The sequence below is a fragment of the Sphingomonas sp. PP-F2F-G114-C0414 genome (assembly GCF_003688595.1).
Classification (GTDB): domain Bacteria; phylum Pseudomonadota; class Alphaproteobacteria; order Sphingomonadales; family Sphingomonadaceae; genus Sphingomonas.
Genome location: NZ_RCWT01000010.1, coordinates 639,124 through 662,007, shown reverse-complemented (window position 1 = coordinate 662,007; position 22,884 = coordinate 639,124). Strand labels below are relative to the sequence as shown.

The 22,884-nt window shown below is 67.1% G+C and carries 21 protein-coding genes; 6 read left to right on the top strand and 15 right to left on the bottom strand.

Annotated elements, in window-relative coordinates; translation table 11 throughout:
- Positions 1-101: 101 nt before the first annotated feature.
- Both lexA and glp read right to left on the bottom strand, forming a co-directional pair.
- On the bottom strand, positions 102-776 hold the full coding sequence (gene lexA / locus C8J47_RS07960; protein WP_121885183.1) for a transcriptional repressor LexA: 675 nt from the start codon (positions 774-776) through the stop codon (positions 102-104).
- Between the two features lie 68 nt (positions 777-844).
- Positions 845-2,026 carry a gephyrin-like molybdotransferase Glp gene (gene glp, locus C8J47_RS07955; protein ID WP_121885182.1) on the bottom strand — a complete coding sequence of 394 codons (1,182 nt, stop codon included), beginning with the start codon at positions 2,024-2,026 and terminating at the stop codon, positions 845-847.
- Between the two features lie 581 nt (positions 2,027-2,607).
- Between glp and C8J47_RS19720 the strand changes: the two genes are divergently transcribed.
- Positions 2,608-3,348, top strand: a complete 741-nt coding sequence (locus C8J47_RS19720) for an energy transducer TonB (protein ID WP_310886121.1) — start codon at positions 2,608-2,610, stop codon at positions 3,346-3,348.
- A 91-nt stretch (positions 3,349-3,439) separates the two neighbouring features.
- On the opposite strand, the gene moaC is transcribed toward C8J47_RS19720, so the two are convergent.
- From moaC to C8J47_RS07930, 4 genes are read right to left on the bottom strand one after another with little or no spacing between them, the layout of a single operon-like run.
- Positions 3,440-3,907: a cyclic pyranopterin monophosphate synthase MoaC gene (gene moaC / locus C8J47_RS07945; RefSeq protein ID WP_121885181.1), complete on the bottom strand. Its 468-nt coding sequence runs from the start codon at positions 3,905-3,907 to the stop codon at positions 3,440-3,442.
- The gene (gene trpC, locus C8J47_RS07940; RefSeq protein ID WP_121885180.1) at positions 3,904-4,680 is read right to left on the bottom strand and encodes an indole-3-glycerol phosphate synthase TrpC; all 777 of its coding nucleotides are present in this window, start codon (positions 4,678-4,680) and stop codon (positions 3,904-3,906) included. The genes moaC and trpC overlap by 4 nt, the downstream gene beginning before the upstream one ends.
- A 1-nt stretch (position 4,681) precedes the next feature.
- Positions 4,682-5,674, bottom strand: coding sequence for an anthranilate phosphoribosyltransferase (trpD, locus tag C8J47_RS07935; RefSeq protein ID WP_121885179.1), 993 nt, complete (start codon positions 5,672-5,674; stop codon positions 4,682-4,684).
- Positions 5,671-6,354, bottom strand: coding sequence for an aminodeoxychorismate/anthranilate synthase component II (locus C8J47_RS07930; protein ID WP_121885410.1), 684 nt, complete (start codon positions 6,352-6,354; stop codon positions 5,671-5,673). Before C8J47_RS07930 ends, trpD begins: the two co-directional genes overlap by 4 nt.
- Before the next feature lie 211 nt (positions 6,355-6,565).
- On the opposite strand from C8J47_RS07930, the gene C8J47_RS07925 reads away from it, so the two are divergent.
- A complete protein-coding gene (locus tag C8J47_RS07925; RefSeq protein WP_121885178.1) occupies positions 6,566-6,970 on the top strand; it encodes a hypothetical protein in 405 nt (134 codons plus the stop codon).
- 188 nt (positions 6,971-7,158) lie between these two features.
- On the opposite strand, the gene trpE is transcribed toward C8J47_RS07925, so the two are convergent.
- Both trpE and C8J47_RS07915 read right to left on the bottom strand, forming a co-directional pair.
- Positions 7,159-8,649: an anthranilate synthase component I gene (gene trpE / locus C8J47_RS07920; RefSeq protein ID WP_121885177.1), complete on the bottom strand. Its 1,491-nt coding sequence runs from the start codon at positions 8,647-8,649 to the stop codon at positions 7,159-7,161.
- Positions 8,650-8,653: 4 nt separating this feature from the next.
- Positions 8,654-10,609, bottom strand: a complete 1,956-nt coding sequence (locus C8J47_RS07915) for a peptidylprolyl isomerase (protein WP_121885176.1) — start codon at positions 10,607-10,609, stop codon at positions 8,654-8,656.
- 161 nt (positions 10,610-10,770) lie between these two features.
- Between C8J47_RS07915 and tpiA the strand changes: the two genes are divergently transcribed.
- Complete coding sequence (gene tpiA / locus C8J47_RS07910; RefSeq protein ID WP_121885175.1) at positions 10,771-11,517, top strand: triose-phosphate isomerase; 747 nt, start codon at positions 10,771-10,773, stop codon at positions 11,515-11,517.
- 142 nt (positions 11,518-11,659) lie between these two features.
- Entirely contained in the window at positions 11,660-12,358 is a 699-nt protein-coding gene (locus C8J47_RS07905) for a hypothetical protein (protein ID WP_121885174.1), read from the top strand.
- Between the two features lie 139 nt (positions 12,359-12,497).
- Here the strand turns inward: C8J47_RS07905 and C8J47_RS07900 are convergent, their stop codons facing one another.
- Complete coding sequence (locus tag C8J47_RS07900; RefSeq protein ID WP_121885173.1) at positions 12,498-13,883, bottom strand: M17 family metallopeptidase; 1,386 nt, start codon at positions 13,881-13,883, stop codon at positions 12,498-12,500.
- Positions 13,880-15,271, bottom strand: a complete 1,392-nt coding sequence (locus C8J47_RS07895; protein WP_121885172.1) for a serine hydrolase — start codon at positions 15,269-15,271, stop codon at positions 13,880-13,882. Before C8J47_RS07895 ends, C8J47_RS07900 begins: the two co-directional genes overlap by 4 nt.
- Before the next feature lie 166 nt (positions 15,272-15,437).
- On the opposite strand from C8J47_RS07895, the gene C8J47_RS07890 reads away from it, so the two are divergent.
- The gene (locus C8J47_RS07890; RefSeq protein WP_107954842.1) at positions 15,438-15,584 is read left to right on the top strand and encodes a lmo0937 family membrane protein; all 147 of its coding nucleotides are present in this window, start codon (positions 15,438-15,440) and stop codon (positions 15,582-15,584) included.
- 104 nt (positions 15,585-15,688) lie between these two features.
- On the opposite strand, the gene rimO is transcribed toward C8J47_RS07890, so the two are convergent.
- Positions 15,689-17,041, bottom strand: a complete 1,353-nt coding sequence (gene rimO, locus C8J47_RS07885) for a 30S ribosomal protein S12 methylthiotransferase RimO (RefSeq protein WP_121885409.1) — start codon at positions 17,039-17,041, stop codon at positions 15,689-15,691.
- Between the two features lie 94 nt (positions 17,042-17,135).
- On the opposite strand from rimO, the gene C8J47_RS07880 reads away from it, so the two are divergent.
- Entirely contained in the window at positions 17,136-18,278 is a 1,143-nt protein-coding gene (locus C8J47_RS07880) for an anhydro-N-acetylmuramic acid kinase (RefSeq protein ID WP_121885171.1), read from the top strand.
- A 267-nt stretch (positions 18,279-18,545) separates the two neighbouring features.
- Here the strand turns inward: C8J47_RS07880 and C8J47_RS07875 are convergent, their stop codons facing one another.
- The 4 genes from C8J47_RS07875 to C8J47_RS07860 form a co-directional block, all read right to left on the bottom strand.
- On the bottom strand, positions 18,546-18,872 hold the full coding sequence (locus C8J47_RS07875) for a hypothetical protein (protein WP_056048621.1): 327 nt from the start codon (positions 18,870-18,872) through the stop codon (positions 18,546-18,548).
- Positions 18,873-18,961: 89 nt separating this feature from the next.
- A complete protein-coding gene (locus C8J47_RS07870; protein WP_121885170.1) occupies positions 18,962-20,140 on the bottom strand; it encodes a VWA domain-containing protein in 1,179 nt (392 codons plus the stop codon).
- 12 nt (positions 20,141-20,152) lie between these two features.
- On the bottom strand, positions 20,153-22,066 hold the full coding sequence (locus C8J47_RS07865; RefSeq protein WP_121885169.1) for a CocE/NonD family hydrolase: 1,914 nt from the start codon (positions 22,064-22,066) through the stop codon (positions 20,153-20,155).
- A gap of 213 nt (positions 22,067-22,279) precedes the next feature.
- A complete protein-coding gene (locus C8J47_RS07860) occupies positions 22,280-22,846 on the bottom strand; it encodes a CHAP domain-containing protein (protein WP_121885168.1) in 567 nt (188 codons plus the stop codon).
- Between the last annotated feature and the right edge of the window lie 38 nt (positions 22,847-22,884).

Genomic DNA, 22,884 nt, shown 5'->3' with positions numbered 1-22,884 from the left:
CAAACGGGGGCTTTGTCGTACCGTCCGACATACGGCCTCGTCGGCGCGATTAGAGAACGAGGCCGACGCGCCGAACAAGCACATCGGCCGCCCTCCGCGGTTCAGTCGTAGCGGCGGAGGATGCCGGAGAGTTTGCCTTGGACGCGGACTTGGGCGGGGGCGTAGCGTTGGGGGTCGTAGGCTCGGTTTGCCGGGTCGAGGCGGACCATGGCGCCTTCGCGGCGGAAGTATTTGAGGGTGGCTTCGCTGTCTTCAATCAGCGCGACTACGATCTCGCCGTCTCGCGCCGTTTCGGTGCGGCGGATCAGGGCGTAATCGCCGTCGAGAATGCCAGCTTCGACCATCGAGTCGCCGGATACTTCCAGCGCATAATGTTCGCCCGTGCCGAGCAACGCGGCGGGGACGGCTAGCATCGTGCTGCCTTCGAACGCCTCAATCGGGACGCCGGCGGCGATGCGGCCGTGCAAGGGAATCTCGATAACGTCGTTGGCCGGTTGCGGCGTCGCGGCGGCGGGGGCTGCCTTGACGTTCGACGCCTTCGACGGCGCCTTCTTCTCCGCACGCTCTGGCATTCGCAGCACTTCGAGCGCGCGCGCGCGGTTCGGCAGACGGCGGATGAAGTTGCGCTCCTCGAGCGCGCTGATCAGACGGTGGACGCCCGACTTCGACTTGAGGTCGAGTGCGTCCTTCATCTCCTCGAACGACGGCGAGACGCCGGTATCATTGAGGCGATCGTTGATGAAGCAGACGAGTTCGTGCTGCTTGCGCGTGAGCATGGCGGTTCTCCGTCCGGAACAGACTGGGAACTTCTATGGAACATAATTAACGGCGTCAAGCGCTCGCGTCACGCGATCACGAGGATTTCCGCCGATTCGCCTGTCTTTGCAACCGGAGCGTTGCCCGGGCGGACTATCAGGCAGGTCGAGCGGGCGAGCGTGAGCAGCATCGAACTGTCCTGGATCGTCGAGGCATAGGCTTTGCCATCGCGCAGTTCGGCGCGGAGATAGTCGGTGCGGGCGTTGTTCGCGGGCAGGTCTTCGCCGAGCAGTGCATGGGTCGACTGGGGGAGCGGGTCGCGCGCGCCGGCCATGTGCGCGACGACGGGTTTGACGAACAACGTCGCGGTGACGAACGCGGAGACCGGGTTGCCGGGGAGGCCGAGTACCATCATCTCGCCGATCCGGCCGGCCATCATCGGCTTGCCGGGGCGCAGCGCGATCCGCCAGAAATCGATGGTCCCGCCGGCGGCTTCGATCGCCGGGCGGACGAGATCGTGGTCGCCTACCGATGCGCCGCCGGTGGTGACTAGTAGGTCTGCCTGCACGCTGGCGAAGGCTTCGCGGAGGATCTCGAGATTGTCGGGGAGGATGCCGAGGTCGATGATGTCGACGGGCACGTCCGCAAGCATCGCGGCGAGCATGATGCCGTTCGATTCGGGGAGCGCGACGCCGTCGGTGGTCGAACCGGGGGGGACGAGTTCGTCGCCGGTGGCGGCGACGGCGACGCGGACGCGGCGGTTGACGGTGAGGCTGCCGTGGCCGCCGGTTGCGGCGACGGCGATCCGCGCAGGGCTGAGGCGGTCGCCGGCGGCGATCAGGCGGGTGCCGGTGGAGAAGTCGAGGCCCTTGCGGCGGGTGTTGCGGCCGAGCGTCGGGGGGCCTTCGCCGGCTAGGATCAGGGTTTCGCCGTCGCGTTCGGCTTCTTCCTGGACCAAGACGGTGTCGGCGCCGTCGGGCATGGCGGCGCCGGTGAAGATGCGGGTGGCTTCTCTTGGGCCGACCTTGCCAGTGAAGGGGCGGCCGGCGGCGCTTTCGCCGATGACTTTCCAGGGGCCGGGGAGGTCTTCGAAGCGGATCGCGTAGCCGTCCATGGCGGACAGGTCGGCGGCGGGTTGCGTGCGGCGGGCGAGGATGTCCTCGGCGGCCCAGCGGCCGGCGGCTTCGCGTAGCGTCACGGTCTCGTGGCCGACGCGGGGGGCCATGGCGAAGAGGCGGGACTGGGCTTCGGCGACGGGGACTAGGGTCATGCTTTTAGCTCTGATATTACGTGGTTTTCCTGCCGGAAGTGCAGGAAGTTCACACGCTGGGAGACTTTTGGCGGGAGCAGTTTTGGGGTTTCAGGTTTGGAACGGTTTCGTCCGGCAGAAGGTCCGGCGGGAGGGTGTGAGTTTCGGCCTTGTTTGGCGCTTTGCCATGGGTTTGGGATGTAGGACAGGTGTTGTCGGGACTGCGGCCGCTGGCAGGGCGGTCCGTCGCAGCTACTGCCTCCTTGTTCTCCCGCGAAGGCGGGAGCCCAGTCTGGGTCCCCGCCTTCGCGGGGAAACAGGGGTTGGGCAGACGGCGGTCGCTGTAATGTTGGCCTTCCCAACTGGGCCCGGGCCTTCGCCGGGGTGGTGCTAGTTCGCTGGTGTGGAGCTAGTTCGCTGGTGTGGAGCTAGTTCGCTGAGGTGGTGCCAGTTCGCTGGTGTGGTGCTGGCAGATTGGTGCCGCTGTTCTTTCGGGCCGGCGAGTGGATGCTGGTGATGGCCTTCGCGTCCTTCGTACGTTTGGCCAGCGCGGGTTCATCCGGTGCGGGGCTTTGTTTGGGGGAAAGAGACACCAGATCAGCATGATGACGCGTAATCAGCCTCGGGCGAGAGACAGGATCGGGGCAGCGCTAGGCGCGGTCCTTCTGCCGGGGGTGCTTGGCTACGCGCTGCTCAATGGGCTGGTGGTGACGATGCCGGCGGCGGTGACCGATGCGTTGAAGGTGTTCGATGCGGCGCCGCCTCCGTCACCGCCGCCCGAGGAGAAGGTCAGGCCTCGGCCTTCGCCTAGTCGCAAGCCGGAGGGGGCTGCGTCGCCGCCTAATTTGAGGTCGAAGGCTACCGAGGTGGTCGCGCCGCCGCCGGTGGTGCCGGTTGTGGTGCCGCCGCCGGTCGTGGTCGCGGAGAAGGCTGGCGTGGGTGCGCAGGCTACGGCGGGCGCTTCGGATGTGCGCGGGCCGGGGAGCGGGAGTGGCGGAGTCGGGAATGGCACCGGGAGTGGGGGATATGGCGACGGCGACGGTGGGGGTGGCGAGGAGACGCCGCCGCGGTGGCGCAAGGGGCGGTTGAAGGACTCCGATTATCCGCGCGAGGCGGCGGAGACGGGTATCCGGGGGCGGGTTTCGGTTCGGTATCTGGTGCAGACCGATGGGCGGGTGTCGCGGTGCCGGGTGACGCGGTCGAGCGGGAGCCGGGAGCTGGATGACCTGACGTGTCGGTTGATCGAGGAGCGGTTTCGGTATGATCCCTCGCTCGATGCGGCGGGGCGGCCGGTGGAGTCGACGATCGTCGAGGATCACGAATGGGCTATTGGCGGGGATTAAGGCCCTGAATTGACGGCAAACTGCTTGGCTTGCCCTCACCCTTGCCGCCTTTGGCGTCTATCCCTCTCCCCTTTGGGGAGAGGGTGCCTCGTTACGCGGTCCAGTTGCCGGATTTGCCGCCGGACTTGGCGCGGACGCGGATTTCGGTGAGGACCATCGTCTTGTCGATCGCTTTGGCCATGTCGTAGATCGTCAGGAGTGTGACCGTAGCAGCCGTCAGGGCTTCCATTTCGACGCCGGTCTTGCCTTCGGTCGAGGCGGTGGCGGTGGCGGTGACGCCGGTTTCGTCGACGACCAAGTCGATTTCCACCTTCGTGAGCGGGAGCGGGTGGCAGAGGGGGATGAGGTCGCTGGTGCGCTTGGCGGCCATGATGCCCGCGACGCGCGCGACGGCGAGGACGTCGCCCTTTTTCGCGGTGCCGGCGCCGATCGCCGCGGCGGCTTCGGCGGACATGGTGATACGGCCGGAGGCGACGGCTTCCCGGGCGGTGATCGCCTTGCCGCCGACGTCGACCATTCTTGCCGCGCCGGCTTCGTCGATGTGGGTGAGGCCGGTCATCCGATGAGCGCTCGTGTAGCGGCTTCGACGTCGTTCTGGCGCATCAGCGCTTCGCCGATCAGGAAGCAGTGGATGTCGTGTTCGGCCATCGCGTCGAGTTCGGCGCGAGTCGTGAGCCCGCTTTCGGCGACGAAGGTGCAGTCCTTGGGCGCCTTGCCGACGAGATCGTAGGTGCGCTGGAAATCGACCGAGAAGTCGCGCAGGTCGCGGTTGTTGACGCCGATAAGCCGCGACTTGAGCCGCAGCGCGCGCTCCATCTCGTGCGCGTCGTGGACTTCGACCAGCACGTCCATGCCGCATTCGAGCGCGGAAGCCTCGATCTCGGCCATCTGGATGTCGTCGAGTGCTGCGACGATGATCAGGATGCAGTCGGCGCCGATCGCGCGCGCTTCGGTCGACTGCCACGGATCGACCATGAAGTCCTTCCGCAGGACGGGGATCGAGACGGCGTCGCGCGCCGCGGTCAGATAGGCGTCGGAGCCCTGGAACCACTTTTCATCGGTGAGGACCGACAGGCACGCGGCACCGCCGGCTTCGTAGGCGCGAGCGTGGGCTACGGGATCGAAATCGGCGCGGATCAGGCCTTTGGACGGACTCGCTTTCTTCACCTCGGCGACCAGCGCGTAGCCGGTCTTCGCGTCCAGCGCGGCGCGGAAGCCGCGCGGCTTCGACATGCGGGCGATGCCGGCGTCGATGTCGGCGAGCGAGGTCGTTGCCTTGCGCGCAGCGACTTCGGCGCGCTTGGTCTCGAGGATACGGTCGAGCATGGTCATGTCAGTAGGCGATCCAGCGGGCGAGCAGCGCGTCGGCGCTGCCGGTGTCGAGGGCGGCGGCGGCTTTGGCCGCGCCGTCGACGAGAGTGGGGACGGTGCCGGCGACCATCAAGGCGGCGGCGGCGTTGAGCAGGACGGCGTCGCGGTAGGCGCCGGTCTCGCCTTTCAGCAGGCGGCGGAGTGCGTCGGCGTTGTGGTGCGCGTCGCCGCCGCGGATGTCGGTGATGGCGTGGCGGGTGAGGCCTGCGTCTTCGGGGGTGATGCTGGCGGGCAGCGTTACGGTGCCGACCGACGCGACGATGCTGGGGCCGGCGCCGGACAGTTCGTCGAGGCCTTCTTCGCCCGAGACGACGAGCGCGGCTTCGGTGCCGAGCTGTTCGAGGGCTTCGGCGTAAAGCGACACATAGTCGGGGCGGGCGATGCCGATGAGCTGCCGGGTGGTGCCGGCCGGGTTGGCGAGCGGGCCCATCAGGTTGAAGATGGTGCGCTTGGCTATGCGTTGGCGGATCGGCGTGATGCGCTTCATCGCCGGATGGTGGTTGGCGGCGAACAGGAAGGCGATGCCGATCTCGTTGAGGCTTGCCTCCGCAGTGGCGCCGGCGCGGTCCATGTCGAGACCGAGGACCTCCAGCGTGTCGGCGGCGCCGGCCTTGCTCGAGGCGGCGCGGTTGCCGTGCTTGGCGACGGGGACACCGCACGCGGCGACCACGAGCGCGACGGCGGTCGAGACGTTCAAGGTGTGGTGGCCGTCGCCGCCGGTACCGCAGACGTCGATCGCGCCGGCGGGGGCGTCGATCGGGATCATCCGGTTGCGCAGCGCGCGCGCGGCTTCGGCGATCTCGATGCTGGTTTCGCCGCGGGTCGCGAGGTCGGTGAGGAAGGTGGCGATCGCGTCGTCGCTCGCGCGGGCGTCGAGGATGTCGGCGAAGGCTTCTCGGGCGGATTCGCGGGAGAGGGGGGAGCTGGGGTCGGGAAGGAGCGTGGTGGTGGTCACATTCCCCTCCCGCTTGCGGGAGGGGTCAGGGGAGGGGCTACTTCCTTCGCCGAGGTCGTGGGTGCGGCGCTGCCCTCCCCCGACCCCTCCCGCAGGCGGGAGGGGAGCTGGTGGGGGATGTTCGCCATCTTGAGGAAGTTCGCCAGCATCGCGTGTCCGTGTTCGGTGGCGATGCTCTCCGGGTGGAACTGCACGCCGTGGATCGGCAGCGTCTCGTGGCGGAAGCCCATCACCGTGCCGTCCTGCGCGGTCGCGTTCACCACCAGCGTGTCGGGGACCGCGTTGACGATCAGCGAGTGATAGCGCGTGGCGATGAACGGTGAGGGCAGCCCTGCATAGAGCCCGGTGTCGTCGTGGACGACGGGCGAGGTCTTGCCGTGCATGAGGCCGCCGCGTTCGACCTTGCCGCCGAAATGCTGGCCGATCGCCTGATGGCCAAGGCACACGCCTAGCAAGGGCTTGCCCGCGTCCGCGCAGGCGGCGACCAAGTCGAGGCTTACGCCCGCCTCGGTCGGCGTGCAGGGGCCGGGGGAAATGAGGAACGCGTCCGCGCCCGACGACAGAGCCTGCCCGGCGGAGATCGCATCGTTGCGGACGACTTCGACCTCGACACCCAGTTCCATTAGGTAATGGACGAGGTTCCAGGTGAAGCTGTCGTAATTGTCGACGACGAGGATCATGGCGTCGCCATAGCCTAAGCGCGGCGTGGTGCAACATGGCAGCGCGCCCGGACGTCGTGCTTGATCGATGGCTGCGACCGATTGCCCCAGATTCGGCATGTGCTGGTCGCGGATGGTCGACGTCGTTCCTATATCGGCGGGGCAGGCGCGCATCATTCAGCGCGGAGCAATGCCGCGTGACGGACGTTATCCGTTCAAAGGAGCTTAACCGATGTTACGTACCGTCGTCCTCGCTGCACTGATCGCCCTTCCCGGCATGGCTTACGCGCAGGACGCGCAGGTCGACACGCCGCCCCAGCGGATCCGCAGCGTCACGCTGACTGGCGACCAGAAATGCCCGAAGTCGAGCAATGGCGAGATCGTCGTGTGCTCGACGCTCGACCAGCCGTACCGGATCCCGAAATCGCTGCGCGACGACAAGCCGATCGCCGCGAAGAACCAGAGCTGGGTGAACCGCGCGGCGACGATGGATCAGGTGGGACGTGTGGCTGGCGGGTTGCCGGATACGTGTTCGGCGGTCGGTACGGGCGGTCAGTCGGGCTGCTTCATGCAGCGTAACCAGGCGTATGCGGCGGAACGTCGGGCGTCGGCTAGCGAGTCGAACACGCAGCCTTAAGCTCTTTGTCGGGTCGGACCGCTCACTCCCTGAAAACCAACCACCCCGGCGAAGGCCGGGGCCCAATTGGGAACGAGGAGTAACGAGGGTTGCGGGCGATTACTGCGACCTTGCCATGTGGGCCCCGGCCTTCGCCGGGGTGGTATGACCGCTGGATGTGGCCATTTTCCTGCTACGTCATCGACGGTTTACTGGCCGAAGCCCGAACCCTTTGCCCTGCTGACCGCTTCGCGTGCGGCGGCGAGTATCGCGCCAGCCTTGGCTTCGCATTCGCGTTGTTCGTATTCGGGGATGCTGTCCGCGACGATCCCCGCGCCCGCCTGGACATGGATCGTGCCGTCCTTCACCACTGCCGTCCGCAGCACGATGCATGAATCCATCGAGCCGTCGGGGGAGAAATAACCGACCCCGCCCGCGTATGCGCCGCGGCGTTCGGGCTCGAGTTCGGCGATGATCTGGCAGGCGCGGACTTTCGGCGCGCCGCTGACGGTGCCGGCGGGGAAGCCTGCGAAGAGGGCGTCGAGCGCGTCCTTGTCGGGGGACAACGTGCCGACGACGTTCGACACTATGTGCATGACGTGGCTGTAGAATTCGACGCCGTAGCTGGCGGTCACCTTTACCGAGCCGGGTGACGCGGCGCGGCCGACGTCGTTGCGGCCGAGATCGAGCAGCATAAGGTGTTCCGCGCGCTCCTTCGGGTCGGCGAGCAGGCCTATGCGGTTGGCTTCGTCCTCCGCGGGGGTCTTGCCGCGCGGGCGTGTGCCGGCGATCGGGCGGATCGTGACTTCGTCGTCGCGGACGCGGACGAGGATCTCGGGGCTCGATCCGATCAGCGCGAAGCCGGGGAGGTCGAGGTGGTACAGGAACGGCGACGGGTTGATGCGGCGTAGCGAGCGGTAGAGCTCGAACGGCGGCAGCGCGAACGGCGTGCTGAAGCGCTGCGCGAGCACGACCTGGAAGATGTCCCCGGCGAGGATGTAGTCCTTCGCAGTGGCGACCATTTCGCCGTAGCGGCCTTCGGGGAGCGCTGGCGTGTAGATCGGTTCGGCGACGTCGGCTTGGACTGGCGCGGGAACGGGGGTGCTCGCGAGCTTGGCGGCCACAGCGTCGAGACGCTCTTCGGCCTCGGCCACGATCGAGTCCGCATCGCGCGTCGGATCCGGCCAGGCGGGCGCAACGAGATAGAGCGCGTCGGCGAGGCGATCGAACACCAGGACAACGCTCGGGCGCACGAAGATCATGTCGGGCAGGCCGAGCGGATCGACCGGCGGTTGCGGCAGGGCTTCGACCAGGCCGATCGTCTCGTAGCCGAAATAGCCGACCAGGCAGGCGAGCGCGCGGGGCAGTTCGGGTGGAACCTCCGCACGGCATTCGGCGACCAGCGCGCGCAACGCGTCGAGGGTCGGGACCGGGCACGGCGCGAACGTCTCGCGATCGGTCGCCCACTGGCGGTTGATCTCGGCGCGGTGGCCGTGCGCGCGGAACAGCAGGTCGGGGGCGAGTCCGATCAGGCTGTGGCGACCGCGGATCGCGCCGCCCTCGACCGATTCGAGCAGGAAGTCGCCACGCCCCGGCTCAATCAGCTTCAGCGCGGCGGCGACCGGGGTTTCGGTGTCGGCGACCTGACGGCGCCAGATGAGCGCGGGGCGCCCTTCGGCGAGAGCTTCACGCGCGCTCATGCGATCAGTTCCCGCTGCCGCCCTGGCCGAGCAGGTCGGCCCGGATGCGCGCGAGCGAGGCCGCGTTGATCTTGACGCCGACGTCGGCGCGGACCGCCTTGGCGAACTGCTCGACATATTCGCGACCGACCGAGCGGCCGATATTGGCGCGCGCCGCCTTGATCGCGGCGGCGTTGCCGGCCGCGTTGCCGCTGGCGATGCTGTCGAGCTTGATGACGAACCAGCCGCTGTCGTCGGGTGCCGCGAGCGTCTTGGCGGTGTTCGGCGCCATGCTGAACATCAACGCGAGCGCAGGCGGCGCACCGCGCGGATCCGCGGCGATCTGCGCGCGCGAGGCGGTCAGTGGGCGTGCGGCGGGCAGCTTCAGCCCGGTCTGGCCGAGCGACTGCTGGATCGGCATGCCCTTGTTGATCCGCGCCAGCACATCGGCAGCGACCTTCCGCGCCGCCTGCCGCGCGCGATCGGCGGTGACGTCGTGAAGCACCGCAGCACGAACCTGCGCAAGTGGACGCGGCGTTGCGCGGACGACACGACCGAGCGCGAAGACTGCGAAGCCGCCGTCGGTGCCGAGCTGGACGAGCTGCGGGGCATCGCCCTCGGCGGCCTGGAACGCAGCGGCGACGAGCGGCGCGATCGCGGCGTTCGGCTGGCTGGCGGGATCGTCGGGGTTGGCACCGCTTGCGATCAGCGCGGGCGTGGTGACCTGCTTGAGCTTCTGGTCGGCGATGACCTCGTCGAACGTGGCGTTCTTCGACAGCGAGTCGTCGATCTTGTCGTGGATGTCGGACAGCGCCGCGGCGGCCTTCTGGATGCCAAGAGCCGCGGCGATCTCGCCGCGGACCTGATCGAGCGAGCGGGCCGCGACCTTGTCGATCTTGTCGACCTTGGCGACGGTCCAGCCGAGCTGGGTACGGACCGGGCCGATCACCGCGCCGTCGACGGCGGCGAACACCGTGTCGGCGACCTGCGGTGAAGTGGTGCCGGCATAGGCGGCCTTTTCGACGCCGGTCTGCGTCGAGGCTTCGAGCCCGGTCGCGCGGGCGGCGTCGGCGAGGCTCGCGCCACCCTTAACTTTGGCGGCGAGCGCGGTGGCGCCGGCCTGATCGGCGACGACCACCTGCGTGATCGTGCGCTTCTCGGTCGCGGCGTAACGCGCGCGATCCTGCTGATAGGTCTTGGCGATCTCGGCGTCGGTCGGGACGGCCTGCGCCTTGACCTGCTCGGGCGTGATGACCGCGTAGCGGACGATGCGGCGCTCGGGCACCGTGTAGCGGGCGATGTTGCGCTTGTAGAATGTGGTGAGGTCGGCATCCGTCGGCGCGGGGCCGGCAGGGACGACGGCCGCGGGGATGAAGCCGATCGTGCCGGTGCGCTTTTCGAGCAGCAGCGAGGCGTAGGGGAGCGCGAGCTGGCTCGACACCTGCGTCGCACCGTTGCTGGGCAGCGTGAGCTGCTGTGCGAACGTGTCGCGGACCATGTCGCCGCGGATCTGCGCGTCGGTCAGCTTGCGCTGGGCGAGAATCTGACGGTACAGATTCTCGTCGAACTTGCCGGTCGGGCCCTGCAGTGCGGGGATGCTGGCGATCTGGCCATCGACCGAGCGCTTGCTGACGACCATGCCCTGCGCACGGCCGAACTGTTCGAGCGCCATGCTGGAGACGATCCGGTCGAGCGTGCCGTCGAGCCCGCCCTGGTTGACGAAGGTCGCCATGTCGAGCGTCGGCTGTTCCTGGCGGAAGCCTTCGAGCTGCGTCTGCGCCTGCGTCTTGAGTTCGTTCGCGGTCACCTCGGCCTTGCCGACCTTGGCGACGTCGCCGCCGGTGATCCCTGCGCCACCGGTCATCGAACTGAGCCCCGTGACATCGCCCGCCGCGAACGCGAGCGCGATGACGCCGAGCACCAGGAACGTGATGATCACGCCGGCCTTCGATTGGGTAAGACGGCGGAAGAAAGCGAGCATGGACAGCCGATCGACAGGGATAGGAACATGCGTGCTTTACGGGGGCGAAGGCGGCTCTTCAAGTCGGGGCGAGTCAAGGTGATGCTGGCCCGGATGGGCGCGCTTAGGGTTGTGCGCGGGCTGGCGGCGGCGCTATCGCTGGGCAAAATGCTCGGGAGAACATGATGCGGCGCAAGCTGGTAGCGGGAAACTGGAAGATGAACGGGTCGCGGGCGATGCTCGTCGAACTCGATGCGATCGCGGCGGCGGCGAGCGCTGCGCCGGGAATCGACGTATCGGTCGCGGTGCCGTTCACGCTGATCGCCGGCGCATCGGAGCGCGTGCCGGGGTTGGCGATCGGTGCGGAGGACGTGCACGAGGCGGATTCGGGCGCGCATACCGGCTGCGTGTCGGCGGCGATGGTCAAGGAAGTCGGCGCGTCGTTCACGATCGTCGGCCATTCGGAGCGGCGCGCGGACCAGCACGAGACGAGCCACGATGCCTGGGCGAAGGCGGCGGCAGCGCGGCGGCAGGGGCTCAACGTGATTTTGTGCTGCGGCGAGACCGAAGCCGAGCGCGACGCCGACCGTGCCGAGCGCGTGGTGCAGGCGCAGATCGAAAAATCGGTGCCGGACAATGCCGACGGCAGCTGGTTCACGCTGGCCTATGAGCCGCGCTGGGCGATCGGCACGGGGCGGACGCCGACGCTCGACGAGATCGCGGCGATCCATGCGATCGCGCGCGCGAAACTGCGGATGCTGATCGGCGATGCAGCGGCGGGCGTGCGGATCCTCTACGGCGGATCGGTGACGGGGGCGAACGCGGCGTCGATCCTGGATACGCCGAACGTCGATGGCGCGCTGGTCGGGGGGGCGAGCCTGACCGCGGCGAAGTTCGTGCCGATCATCGAGGCGGCGGCATCCCTGTAACGGGGCGCCGCGTACCAGTGCAAAGAAGTGCCCGTGTAAAGAATTGTTAAGTCCCGATAAACCCTATGGTCTTATGATTAATGGACGATTCGGCGAGATGATCGTCTGATCGGCGTGGATGGGTTTTCGTGCGAGGGTTGATATGGCCAAGTGGTTTCCCGGATGCGTCGGCGCGTCGATCGCGGCCTGCGCGGTGGTATCTGCGATCCCTGCCAGGGCAGAGACGCCGCGCGAATTGCTGACCCAGGCCGGGTTCGTCGACCGCGATCGCGGTGTCGCGCTGGCCCGGATCGACAAGGCGGCCGCAGCCGCGGGGCAGGCGCTCAGCCGTTCGCCGAACGATGCCGAGGCCGCGATCATGCAGGCGATGGCGAATGGGTATCGTGCCAAGCTGCTCGGCAATCGATCGCAGGCGATCGCCGCGCGGCGGCAATATGAGGCGTTGGTGACGCGCTATCCGCATAATGCCGAGGCGCAGGCTGCATTGGGCGCGTGGCATATCGGGGTGATCGCCAAGCTTGGGCGGTTCGTCGGGCGTGCGGTGGCCGGCGCGCAAAAGGCGACCGGGTTCGACGCGCTGGAACGGTCGGTGGCGCTGGGGGGTAATCGCGCGATGTTTGCCGGCTTGGCGGGGTTGTTGCGGCTCGAGCTCGATCCGAACGATGTTCGGGGACGCGCGCTGGTCGAGACGGCGAGCAGGGCGCCGACGCCGACCGCGATCGACGGGTATGTGCGCAAGGCGGCGATGGCGGTGCTGGTGCCGCTGCGCGCGGGTGATGCGACTGCGACGAAGGCGCTGGCGGACAAGCTGCTGCCGTTCGGGCAGTTCGCGACCGGGTGATAGCGGTTACTGCGTCACCGTCGTCATTCCCGCGAAGGCGGGAACCCATACTGGCTATCGTATCGGTGTGATCACCGACACCTGAGATTATGGATCCACATCTGCGCGGGGATGACGGCGTTATTGGTGTTCCCTTTGTTCAGCGTGCGTACCGCTTCGCCAACATCGCGAATGCGGCGCGGAGGGCATAGGCCTCGCCACCCTTCGGACGCCCCGGCTTGCCGGACGGCCGCCAGGCGAACACGTCGAGATGCGCCCACGCCGTACCCTTCGGCACGAACCGGCGGAGGAACAGTGCGGCGGTGATCGCGCCCGCGAATCCGCCATCGGGGGCGTTGACCATGTCGGCGATGTCCGACTTGAGCATCTCGTCATAACCGTTCCAGAGCGGCAGCCGCCACATCTGGTCGTTCTGTTCCAGTCCGGACGCGAGCAGGTCCGCCGCGAGCGGCTCGTCGTCGGTGAACATCGGCGGCAGGTCCGGACCTAGTGCGACGCGTGCCGCGCCGGTCAGGGTGGCGAAGTCGAGGATCAGTTCCGGATTGCTCTCGCCCGCCTTGGTCAATGCATCGCCGAGCACGAGGCGACCTTCTGCGTCGGTGTTGGTGTTCTCGACCGTCAGCCCCTTGCGCGTGGCGAGCACGTCGCCGGGGCGGAAGGCGTTGCCGGCGATGGAGTTCTCGACCGCGGGGATCAGGAGGTGGAGACGGACCGGGAGCTTGGCGGCCATCACGAGGCTCGCGAGCGCCAACGCGTGCGCCGCGCCGCCCATGTCCTTCTTCATTAGCCGCATGCCCGCCGACGGCTTGATGTCGAGCCCGCCGGTGTCGAAGGTGACGCCCTTGCCGACCAGCGCGATGCGGGGGTGCGCGAGCTCGCCCCATTCGAGTTCGATCAACCGTGGCGCGCGGTCCTTGCTCGCGGCCTGGCCGACCGCGTGGATCATCGGGTAGCCGGTCGCCAGCGCATCGCCGCGCGTGGTCGTGACGGTCGCGCCGTGGCGTTTGGCGAGCGTCTCGGCAGCGGCTTCGAGATCGGCGGGCCCCATGTCGGAGGCGCCGGTGTTGACGAGATCGCGGACGAGCGCGGTGGCTTCGGCGAGGCGGACCGTCTCGTCGATGTGCGCGGCGTCTTCGGTTAGCAGCACGCGCAGGCCGGTCGCGTCTGGCTTTACGTAGCGGGTGAACTGGTGCTGGGCGAGCATCCAGCCGAGCCCGGCAGCGCCGACCTGACCCTCCGCAAGTCGGTATGTGCCCTCGGGTAGCGAGGCGCCGAGCGATGCGATCCGCCACGGCGACGTTACCGCTTCGTTGCAGACCAGGAGCATCGACCAGTCATCCGCGGTCTCGCCGGGCAGGACCGCGCGGTCGCCGGCCTTGCCGGTCAGTCGGTGCGCGGCGATCGTCGTGCGGATGCGCTGCGACTGTTTGGCGAGCCAGCTTTCATACGCGTCGGGCTCGACGACGTGGATCGTCCGCGCGGGCTGGCCGCGGTCGGGTTGGAGCATCGAGGCGAAGTCGGTCATTGTGCGGGCGCCACCAAAAGTTGTTCGTATCGACCGTTCGCGCCGGGCTCGGCATAGGTGCTAAGCGACAGCGTGCGGTCGGGATAGGTGATGCGGTAGGTGCGGTTGACGAAGCCCCCGCGCAAGCGGGTCTTGCCGGTTTGTGCGAACGCGGTGGGCTCGCCGAGCGCGCTGAGGCTGGTCTTGTAGTCGGCGAGCGCGACCGGCTTGAAGTAATAGTTGGCGTCTTCGGTCAGGCCTCTGCGGTCGAGCGTGCCGGTGCGGAGCTGGTCGTAGACGGCGCGGGCCCGGCCGAGTGCGGCCGTGTCCTCCGCGCTGGCGGCGGCGGGCGGCAGGACGATCTTGGCGACGCCGGCGGCGATGCGACCCGTTGCGTCGCTGAACCAGCTGTTGGTGACGACGACGATGGCCGCCTTGTCGTCGGGATAGACGGTGTTCTCGGACAGGAAGCCGACCGCTTCGCCGCTGTGCTCGACATAGCGGCGGCCATTCGCGCTGCCGGTGAAGACGCCGAGGCCGTAGCCGTTGCTCGATCCGTCGGCGAGCTTGACGGGGGTTTCCTGCGCGGCCCAGTCGTCGGCGGGGAGCGTGGTGCGGTTGAGGCGCGCGACGTCCCATTTGGCGAGGTCTTCGGCGCTCATCGAGAGTTCGCCGGCGGCGTAGAGCCAGCCGTCCGCGCTGGGGGTCTCGGGGCGGACGGGGCCGAGGGCGAAGCGGCCATAGCCTTGCGGGAACGCCTTGCCGATCGCCTTGTCTTGGTCGAGCGCGCGGATGTCGAGCGGCTTGAAGATGCGTTGCTGGAGGAAGCTAAGCAGCGGCTGGTGCGCGATCTTCTCCACGATAAGCCCGGCGACGACGTAGCCGGTGTTGGAATATTGCCACTGCGTGCCGGGTGCGAAGTCGAGCGGCTTCTTGGCCCAGCGATCGACGATCTGCTGCGGCGTGACGGGCTTGGCCATCGCCGCGAAGCTGTAGTCCTGCGGCCAGTAATCCTGGAGGCCCGAGGTGTGGCTGAGCAACTGGCGGATGGTGATGCGGTCGCCGCCGGTGATGCCGGGGATGTATTTCGCGACGGTGTCGTCGAGGCTGAGCTTGCCCTCGTCCTCGAGCAGCAGGATCGCGGCGGCGGTGAACTGCTTCGAGATGGAGGCGATCTGGTAGGGGAGTTTGGGGTCTGCCTTGGCGATCGCCTCGGAGGGCTTCCCGTACGCCTTGGCGAACACGATCCGCCCGCCGCGGACTACGGCGATCGAGGCGGACGGCACACCGGTATCGCCGAGCGCGCCGGTGACCAGCGTATCGATCTGCGCGGTTTCGGTGGGGGTGAGCGATTGCGCGATGGCGGGAGTTGGGAGCAGCGCGGCGACGGCGAGGAGGCGGAGGATCATGGCGCGCAACGAAGCAGAACCGGCGTGCGCGCGCAACGCCTGCGATTTTTATTCCGTGGCGGTTGAAGGGGTTAGGCTAGGGCAGAAATGTTGACGGAACACGCCGTGTTACACGCACGTTTCATCGTCCGACCGGGAGCCTTTTCACGTCTTAGGGGACACAACCATGCTGTATACCATCGCCGTCATCCTGCTGATCCTCTGGCTGGCAGGCTTCGCCTTCCATGTCGCAGGCGGACTGATCCACATCCTGCTCGTGATCGCGGTCATCGTAGTTCTGGTAAAGCTGTTCACCGGCCGCAACGTCGTCTGACGGACTCGCGAACTTAGCCGTTCTCCCGCGGACGCGGGAGTCCAGGATCACCAACGGTATCGTTCGAGATTCCTGGACCCCCGCTTTCGCGGGGGAACAGCTAATTAGACGGGGACGCCGTAGAGGTCGTGATCGTCGGCGTCTTCGATCGTGACCGGGACGATGTCGCCAACCGTCAGATGGCCAGCGTCGCGGAGGAAGACTTCGCCGTCGATCTCGGGGGCATCCGCCTGCGAACGGCCGGTCGCGCCTTCCTCGTCGACAGCATCGATGATCACATCCAGCGTGCGGCCGATCTTGGCCTGCAACTTGGCCGCGGAGATTGCCGCGGTCTTTTCCATGATGCGAGCGTAGCGCTCTTCCTTGAGCTCTTCGGGCACGTGGTCGGGCAGCAGGTTCGCCGCCGCCCCTTCAACCGGCTCGAAGCGGAACGCGCCGACACGGTCGAGCTGGGCTTCGTCGAGCCAATCTAGCAGATACTGGAAATCTTCCTCGGTCTCGCCGGGGAAGCCGACGACGAAGGTCGAGCGGATCGTAATGTCGGGCGCGATCGTCCGCCAGTTATGGATCCGCTGCAGCACCTTCGCATCGTTGCCGGGGCGCTTCATCCGACGCAGCACCGACGGCGCGGCGTGCTGGAACGGGATGTCGAGATACGGCAGCACGAGGCCCTCCGCCATCAGCGGGATGACGTGGTCGACGTGCGGGTAGGGGTAGACGTAGTGGAGGCGCACCCACGGCGCGATCTTGCCGAGTTCGCGCGAGAGGTCGGTCATGTGCGCGCGGACCTCGCGCGCTTCGTTGCGCGACATCGGGCCGCCGGTCTTCACCGGCCAGCTGGCGTGGCGGAGGTCGACGCCGTACGCCGAGGTGTCCTGGCTGATGACCAGCAGTTCCTTGGTGCCGGCTTCGACGAGCTTTTCCGCCTCGCGCAGGATCGCGTCGGGGCGGCGGCTGACGAGGTCGCCGCGCAAGCTTGGAATGATGCAGAACGAGCAGCGGTGGTTGCAGCCTTCCGAGATCTTCAGATAGCTGTAGTGGCGCGGGGTCAGCTTCAGGCCAGCGTCGGGGATCAGGTTGAGGAACGCCGACGGCGGCATCGGCGCGGCCTCATGGACCGCGCCGACGACCTGCTCGTATTCGTGCGCGCCGGTGATCGCGAGGACCTGCGGGAAGCGCGCGCGGATCGCGTCGGCTTCCTTGCCCATGCAGCCGGTGACGATGACCCGGCCATTCTCGGCGATGGCTTCGCCGATCGCCTCGAGGCTTTCCTCCTTGGCGGAATCGAGGAAGCCGCAGGTGTTGACGAGCACGATGTCGGCGCCGGCGTAATCCGGCGACATCTGATAGCCGTCGCCGCGCAGCTGCGTGAGAATCCGTTCGCTATCGACGAGGTTCTTCGGACAGCCGAGCGAGACCATGCCGATCTTCGGCGGGGAGGGGAGTGTTGTTGCCATGAAGCCCGCGCACATAGGCGCAAAGTTCGGTTTTTTCTAGGCGGTGGAAAATGCATCCGCCATGGGTGGGGAGATTGCGCGGGAAGGAACCGATATGCTGGCGATTGGACTGATGTCGGGGACGTCGCTCGACGGGATCGATGCTGCGTTGATCGAGACCGACGGCGAGGCGTTCGTGCGGCCGATCGCGTTTCGTGGCGAGCCGTATTCGGATGCCGCTCGGGCGCAGTTGGCGGAAGCTACGCGGATGGCGCTGACGTTCGACAAGCCGCGCGCGAGTCCACCGGTGGTTGCCGCGGGTGAGTTGATTACGCGCGCGCATGTGTTTGCGGTGCACAAGTTGCTGGCGGATGCTGGCGTTGCGGCGGCGGATGTCGATGTGATCGGCTTTCACGGGCAGACGATCGCGCATCGGCCGGATCGGCGCTGGACGTGGCAGATCGGCGATGGGGCTGCGGTGGCGCGGGCGACCGGGATCACGACGGTGTCGGATTTTCGGTCGGCGGATGTGGCCGCGGGCGGGCAGGGTGCACCGTTGCTGCCGGTGTATCATGCGGCGTTGGCGGCGGGGCTGGAGGGGCCGGTCGCGGTGCTGAACCTTGGTGGGGTGGGGAACATCACCTTCATTCCGGGCGGGCTCGACGTGCATGATTCGCGCGAGATGTCGCCGGAGCGGGCGCAGATGGCGGATCGCGATGGGCTGGTGGCGTTCGATACCGGGCCGGCGAACGGGTTGATCGATAGCTGGGTCGAGGCGGAGACGGGTGCGCGGTATGATGCCGGGGGGGCGTTGGCGGCGTCCGGGCGGGTGGACGAGACGGTGCTGACGGCGATGCTGGATCACCCGTTTTTTGATGCGCCTCCGCCGAAGTCACTTGATCGGAATGACTTCACTATCCAGCCGGCTCGGGGGTTGTCCGCTGCGGATGGGGCGGCGACTTTGACGGCGTTTACGGCCGCTACCGTGGCTGAGGCTTTGCGGCATTTGCCGGCTCGGCCGGTGCGGTTGCTGGTCGCGGGGGGCGGTCGGCATAATCCGACGATGCTGGCGATGATTGCCGAGCGAACCGGGTTGGTGGTGGAGCCTACCGATGTGCTCGGGTGGAACGGCGATGCGCTCGAGGCCGAGGGGTTCGCGTATATGGCGGTGCGGACGTTGAAGGGGGTGGCGATTAGCTTTCCGGGGACGACTGGGGTTCCGGTGGCGATGGCTGGTGGGGTTGTGGATCGGGTTTAGTTTGCCGACTAGCGTCTAAAAGCTTGTTCTCCCGCGAAGGCGGGAGCCCAGTCTGGGCTCCCGCCTTCGCGGGAGAACAAGGAGGGGCGTTGCTCGGTTTATTGATCGCCTGCGCATTGGTTCGTCCCAAGTTTCCACCCCGGCGAAGGCCGGGGCCCAATTGGAAAGGTTGCAGTAACGAAGCGCGCCCTTAGTTAGCGACGTCCCCCAATTGGGCCCCGGCCTTCGCCGGGGTGGTGCTTAGTGGGGCGAGCGGGCGGCCCTCTATCAGTGCGGCTTCTTGGCCTTGGCCGGCTTCTTGGGCTCTGGCTTCTTCGGTGGCGCCTTCTTCTCTGCCGCATCCTTCGCGCGCAACGCCGGCGCCGCGATCGCTGCCGCAATCCCCGCGATCACCGTCGCACCAACCGCGATCGCGGTCTTCGGATGCGACTTCACCGCGTCCGTAGCCGTCGCGAGGCCGGCCTTCGCCGCGTCGGTCGCGTCCTCGACCCAGTCGCTGGTTGCCGCGGTCTTCTTCGCATCGGGCTTCGGCTTGTGGTCGTCGTCGTGATGGACCTTGGCGTGCGGCATGGCGGAGTTGGGGATCGACGACATAGGGCTTGTCCTTCGGTAAGGGATGATGCCCGATAAACCGATCGCGTCCGTGACGGTTCCGTTACGGTGACCGTACCCTCATTCGCCAATCACCGTTTGCGGGTCAGCTCGCGCATCGCGTCGTCGAGCCCGGCGAGGCTCAGCGGGTACATGCGGTCGGTCATTAGCTCGCGGATGATCCGCACCGACTGCGAATAGCCCCATTGCGCCTCGGGCACCGGGTTGAGCCATGCCGCCGCCGGATAGGTATTCGTCAGCCGCTGCATCCACACCGCGCCCGGCTCCTCGTTGAAATGCTCGACCGAGCCGCCGGGGTGGGTGATCTCGTACGGGCTCATCGACGCGTCGCCGACGAAGATCAGCTTGTAGTCGTGGCCGTATTTGTGCAGCAGATCCCACATCGGCGTACGCTCGGCGAAGCGCCGCGTGTTGTCCTTCCACACGCCTTCGTACGGGCAATTGTGGAAGTAGAAGAATTCGAGGTTCTTGAACTCGGTGGTCGCCGCCGAGAACAGTTCCTCGCAGAGCTTGACGAAGGGGTCCATCGAGCCGCCGACGTCGAGGAACAGCAGCAGTTTCACCGCATTGCGACGTTCGGCGCGCATGACGATGTCGAGATAGCCCTGCCGCGCGGTGCCGGCGATCGTGCCGTCGATGTCAAGTTCGTCGGCGGCGCCGTCGCGGGCGAAGCGGCGCAGGCGGCGGAGCGCCACCTTGATGTTGCGGGTGCCGAGTTCCTTGGTGTTATCGAGGTTGCGGAACTCGCGCTGGTCCCAGACTTTCAGCGCGCGCTTGTGCGTGCTTTCGCCGCCGATGCGGACGCCTTCGGGGTTGTAGCCGCCGTTGCCATACGGGCTCGTGCCGCCGGTGCCGACCCATTTGTTGCCGCCCTGGTGGCGTTCCTTTTGCTCCTCGAGGCGTTTCTTGAGCGTCTCCATGATCTCGTCCCACGAGCCAAGCGACTTGATCGCCGCCATCTCCTCGGGGGTCAGGAATTTCTCGGCGACCGCCTTCAGCCAGTCCTCGGGGACTTCGCCGGTGGCCGTGCCGTAGCTGGTGGCGAGCCCGCGGAAGACCTTGGCGAAGACCTGGTCGAACTTGTCGAGCAGCCCCTCGTCCTTCACGTACACCGCGCGGGAGAGATAGTAGAAATCCTCTGGCGTCCGCTCGATGACCTCGGCGTCGAGCGCCTCCAGCAGGATGAGGTGCTCTTTGAGGCTGGCGGGGATGCCGGCGCTGCGGAGCTCGTCGAGGAAGTTCAGGAACACAGGCTTACGTCCTCACTTTGCAGCCGCGATCGGCAGTTCGATCCCGCTCGGCTGCGCGGCCGAATGGAAGACGCTGATCGTGGCCTTGCGGTAGTCGGCGGGCTTCGCGTCGAAGATGTTGGGGACGTAGGTCTGCGGGTTGCGGTCGTAGAGCGGGAACCAGCTCGACTGGACCTGCACCATGATGCGGTGGCCGGGGAGGAAGACGTGGCTGGCGTTGGGTAGCACGACGCGGAAATGCGTGGGCTGGCCGGCGACGATCGGGGTCGGCTTGTCGAACCCGTCGCGGTAGCGGCCGCGCAAAATGTCCATCGAGACGGCGAGCTGGTAGCCGCCCATTTCGGGCTTGTCGGAATATTCGGCGGGATAGACGTCGATCAGCTTCACCACGAAGTCGCCGTCGGTGCCGGTGGTGCTGGCGATCAGGTCGGCGACGGGGGCGCCGGCGATCGCGACCGGACTGGTGAGTGGCGGCGTCTGGTAGGTTAGGACGTCGGTGCGATCGGAGAAGGGGCGCTGATCGTCGACGAGCCATTGCCGCCAGGTCGAGCCGGTCGCGTAGGTCGGGCGGATCGGGCGGAGGCGGTAGGGGATCGGCTTGGCGGGGTCGGAGATATAATCGTCGCGGCCTTCGCTCGCGGGGGCGGTCGGCGCGAGGCCGCTGGCGGGCTGGAAGTAGAGTTTCTGCGTGGCGGTCGAGTTCGGCCAGCCGGCGAGCGTCTGCCACTGGTTGGCGCCGGTCTGGAACGCGGTGACGGGGGCGAGCGCGGGCGGTGTCGCGCCGGTCTTCAGCGCACCGTCGAGGAACGGGAGCAGCACGTTCTTGCGGAACCAGAGCGCAGTGTCGGCATCGAAGCGGATCGCGCCGAGCGTCGAGCCGTCGCCGTTCGCGCCGCCATGCGCCCAGGGGCCGAGCGCGAGGTGGTTGACGTGGTTGGGGTCGACTTTCGATACGGCTTCGTAGGCTGCGACCGCGCCGTAAATGTCTTCCTGGTCCCATTGGCTGGCGACCCAGAGCGTCTGCACCGTCTGTGGCTGCTTCGGCAGGATCGTCTCGAGCGCCTGGCCTTGCCAGAACGCGTCATAGGTCGGGTGATCGTGGAGGCGGTTGACGAAGGGCAACTGCTCCAGCCCGCGGCTTTTTACGAATTCGCTCGCGGAACCGGCGCGCAGGAACGTGTCGTAATCGTCATACGCGTCGCGCCAGAGGTCGCCGGCTTCGCCCTTCGCGGCGTCCTGCGTGTAGTAATAGTCGTAGCCGATCTGCCGGAACGCGCCGCCGTGGAAGTCGTCGTCACCCTTCCAGGTGTTGATTACCGGGTTCATCAGGACGGCGGCTTTCAGCGCGGGGTGCGGGTTCACCAGCGCCATCGCGGCCATCATGCCGTCATAGCTGCCGCCGATGATGCCGACGCGGCCGTTGCTGTTCTTGAGATTCTTCACGAGCCAGTCGATCGTGTCGTAGGCGTCGGTGGAGTGATCGACTTTCGTTGTGTTAAGCGGGCCGATCAGCGGGCGTTCGTTGATATAGGCGCCGTTCGAGCCGTTCTTGCCGCGGACGTCTTCGAACACGCGGATATAGCCGGCGTCGAAGAACATCGCATCGGCGGCGCGCAGGTTCATCGCGCCGCTGGAACTGGAGGATCGGCTGGCGCTGCTCTCCGCATTGTACGGCGTGCGCTGGAGGAGGATCGGCGCGTCGGTGAGGCCCTTGCGCTGGACGATCACCGCGTGGAGCGTAACGCCGTCGCGCATCTTGATGTCGACTTCGCGACGGTCGAAATCGAAGCCAGCGTTGGCGGGGACGAACTTGCTCGGAATGTCGCCACCGGGCTGCGGCGCCTTTTCCTTCTGCGCGGATATCGAGGAGGGTGCCGACGTGGCGAGCAGGGCCAGCGTGATCGTCGTAAGAGCCTTGAACCGCATCGTTATCCTCACCGTCTTTTGCCGGATGGTGGTGGCACGGTTTCGAGGGTGGCGGCAATGCTTAGTATGGGAATGCGGGGGTCATCTAGCTCCCCTCCCTGGAAGGGAGGGGCTGGGGGTGGGTTGGCCGGCTCGGGCCACGCCGGTTCGGATATGCGGAAACCGACACACCCCCGCCCCCTCCCTTCCAGGGAGGGGGGAAGTTAGAAGGTGTCAGCGGGCTATCGGCTTGCCGCTGACGGGCACGTAGGCGTCGATCAGCGCACCAACGTAATCGGGGTTGCGGCTGGTGAGTTCGGGCGCGGCGTGCGTGTGGCCGTAGATGAAGCCATAGACCGGATAGACCCCGCCGCCGAGGCCGTCGACGTCCTTGTACCAGACCTTCACGTCGCTCCAGTCGTTGCGCGGCGAGACGTCGAACAGCGTCACGTCCTGCTCGGCATGGCCGCGCTCGCCGTTCTGCCGCGACCAGTTGGCGTGGGTGAGCATGACGACGCGCTTCTCGACCACCCGGCTGACGACCGCGACATGACCCATCGGCAGGCGTGCGGTCTTGGCGAAGACGATGACCGCGCCTTCCTTCGGCTTGTGCGTGCGTTCGTATTTGCCGTCCGCCTGCTCCCACCAGGTCCAAGCGTTGCCGTAGATCTGGATCCCCGAGGCGGCGCGCGCGAAGGGGACGCACTCGCCGACATAATTCAGCAACGACGTGGCATGGCCGCCGGTCGCGGACGCGGCGGCGATGACGAGGCTGAGGAGCGTTCGGGGGAGTCGCTTCATGCCGCTTGTCTACAAAGCACCGAGTGACTGGTCGGTTG

What these genes read in the sequence shown, in the direction of transcription:
- trpE (WP_121885177.1), bottom strand. Translation starts at nt 8,649, where the DNA reads ATGAGCGCGCGTGAAGCTCTCGCCGAAGGGCGCCCCGCGCTCATCTGG.
- glp (WP_121885182.1), bottom strand. Translation starts at nt 2,026, where the DNA reads ATGACCCTAGTCCCCGTCGCCGAAGCCCAGTCCCGCCTCTTCGCCATG.
- tpiA (WP_121885175.1), top strand. Translation starts at nt 10,771, where the DNA reads ATGATGCGGCGCAAGCTGGTAGCGGGAAACTGGAAGATGAACGGGTCG.
- trpC (WP_121885180.1), bottom strand. Translation starts at nt 4,680, where the DNA reads ATGACCATGCTCGACCGTATCCTCGAGACCAAGCGCGCCGAAGTCGCT.
- C8J47_RS07925 (WP_121885178.1), top strand. Translation starts at nt 6,566, where the DNA reads ATGTTACGTACCGTCGTCCTCGCTGCACTGATCGCCCTTCCCGGCATG.
- C8J47_RS07880 (WP_121885171.1), top strand. Translation starts at nt 17,136, where the DNA reads ATGCTGGCGATTGGACTGATGTCGGGGACGTCGCTCGACGGGATCGAT.
- C8J47_RS07915 (WP_121885176.1), bottom strand. Translation starts at nt 10,609, where the DNA reads ATGCTCGCTTTCTTCCGCCGTCTTACCCAATCGAAGGCCGGCGTGATC.
- lexA (WP_121885183.1), bottom strand. Translation starts at nt 776, where the DNA reads ATGCTCACGCGCAAGCAGCACGAACTCGTCTGCTTCATCAACGATCGC.
- C8J47_RS07930 (WP_121885410.1), bottom strand. Translation starts at nt 6,354, where the DNA reads ATGATCCTCGTCGTCGACAATTACGACAGCTTCACCTGGAACCTCGTC.
- C8J47_RS07865 (WP_121885169.1), bottom strand. Translation starts at nt 22,066, where the DNA reads ATGCGGTTCAAGGCTCTTACGACGATCACGCTGGCCCTGCTCGCCACG.
- C8J47_RS07905 (WP_121885174.1), top strand. Translation starts at nt 11,660, where the DNA reads ATGGCCAAGTGGTTTCCCGGATGCGTCGGCGCGTCGATCGCGGCCTGC.
- C8J47_RS07890 (WP_107954842.1), top strand. Translation starts at nt 15,438, where the DNA reads ATGCTGTATACCATCGCCGTCATCCTGCTGATCCTCTGGCTGGCAGGC.
- C8J47_RS07895 (WP_121885172.1), bottom strand. Translation starts at nt 15,271, where the DNA reads ATGATCCTCCGCCTCCTCGCCGTCGCCGCGCTGCTCCCAACTCCCGCC.
- rimO (WP_121885409.1), bottom strand. Translation starts at nt 17,041, where the DNA reads ATGGCAACAACACTCCCCTCCCCGCCGAAGATCGGCATGGTCTCGCTC.
- C8J47_RS07860 (WP_121885168.1), bottom strand. Translation starts at nt 22,846, where the DNA reads ATGAAGCGACTCCCCCGAACGCTCCTCAGCCTCGTCATCGCCGCCGCG.
- C8J47_RS07875 (WP_056048621.1), bottom strand. Translation starts at nt 18,872, where the DNA reads ATGTCGTCGATCCCCAACTCCGCCATGCCGCACGCCAAGGTCCATCAC.
- C8J47_RS19720 (WP_310886121.1), top strand. Translation starts at nt 2,608, where the DNA reads ATGATGACGCGTAATCAGCCTCGGGCGAGAGACAGGATCGGGGCAGCG.
- C8J47_RS07900 (WP_121885173.1), bottom strand. Translation starts at nt 13,883, where the DNA reads ATGACCGACTTCGCCTCGATGCTCCAACCCGACCGCGGCCAGCCCGCG.
- moaC (WP_121885181.1), bottom strand. Translation starts at nt 3,907, where the DNA reads ATGACCGGCCTCACCCACATCGACGAAGCCGGCGCGGCAAGAATGGTC.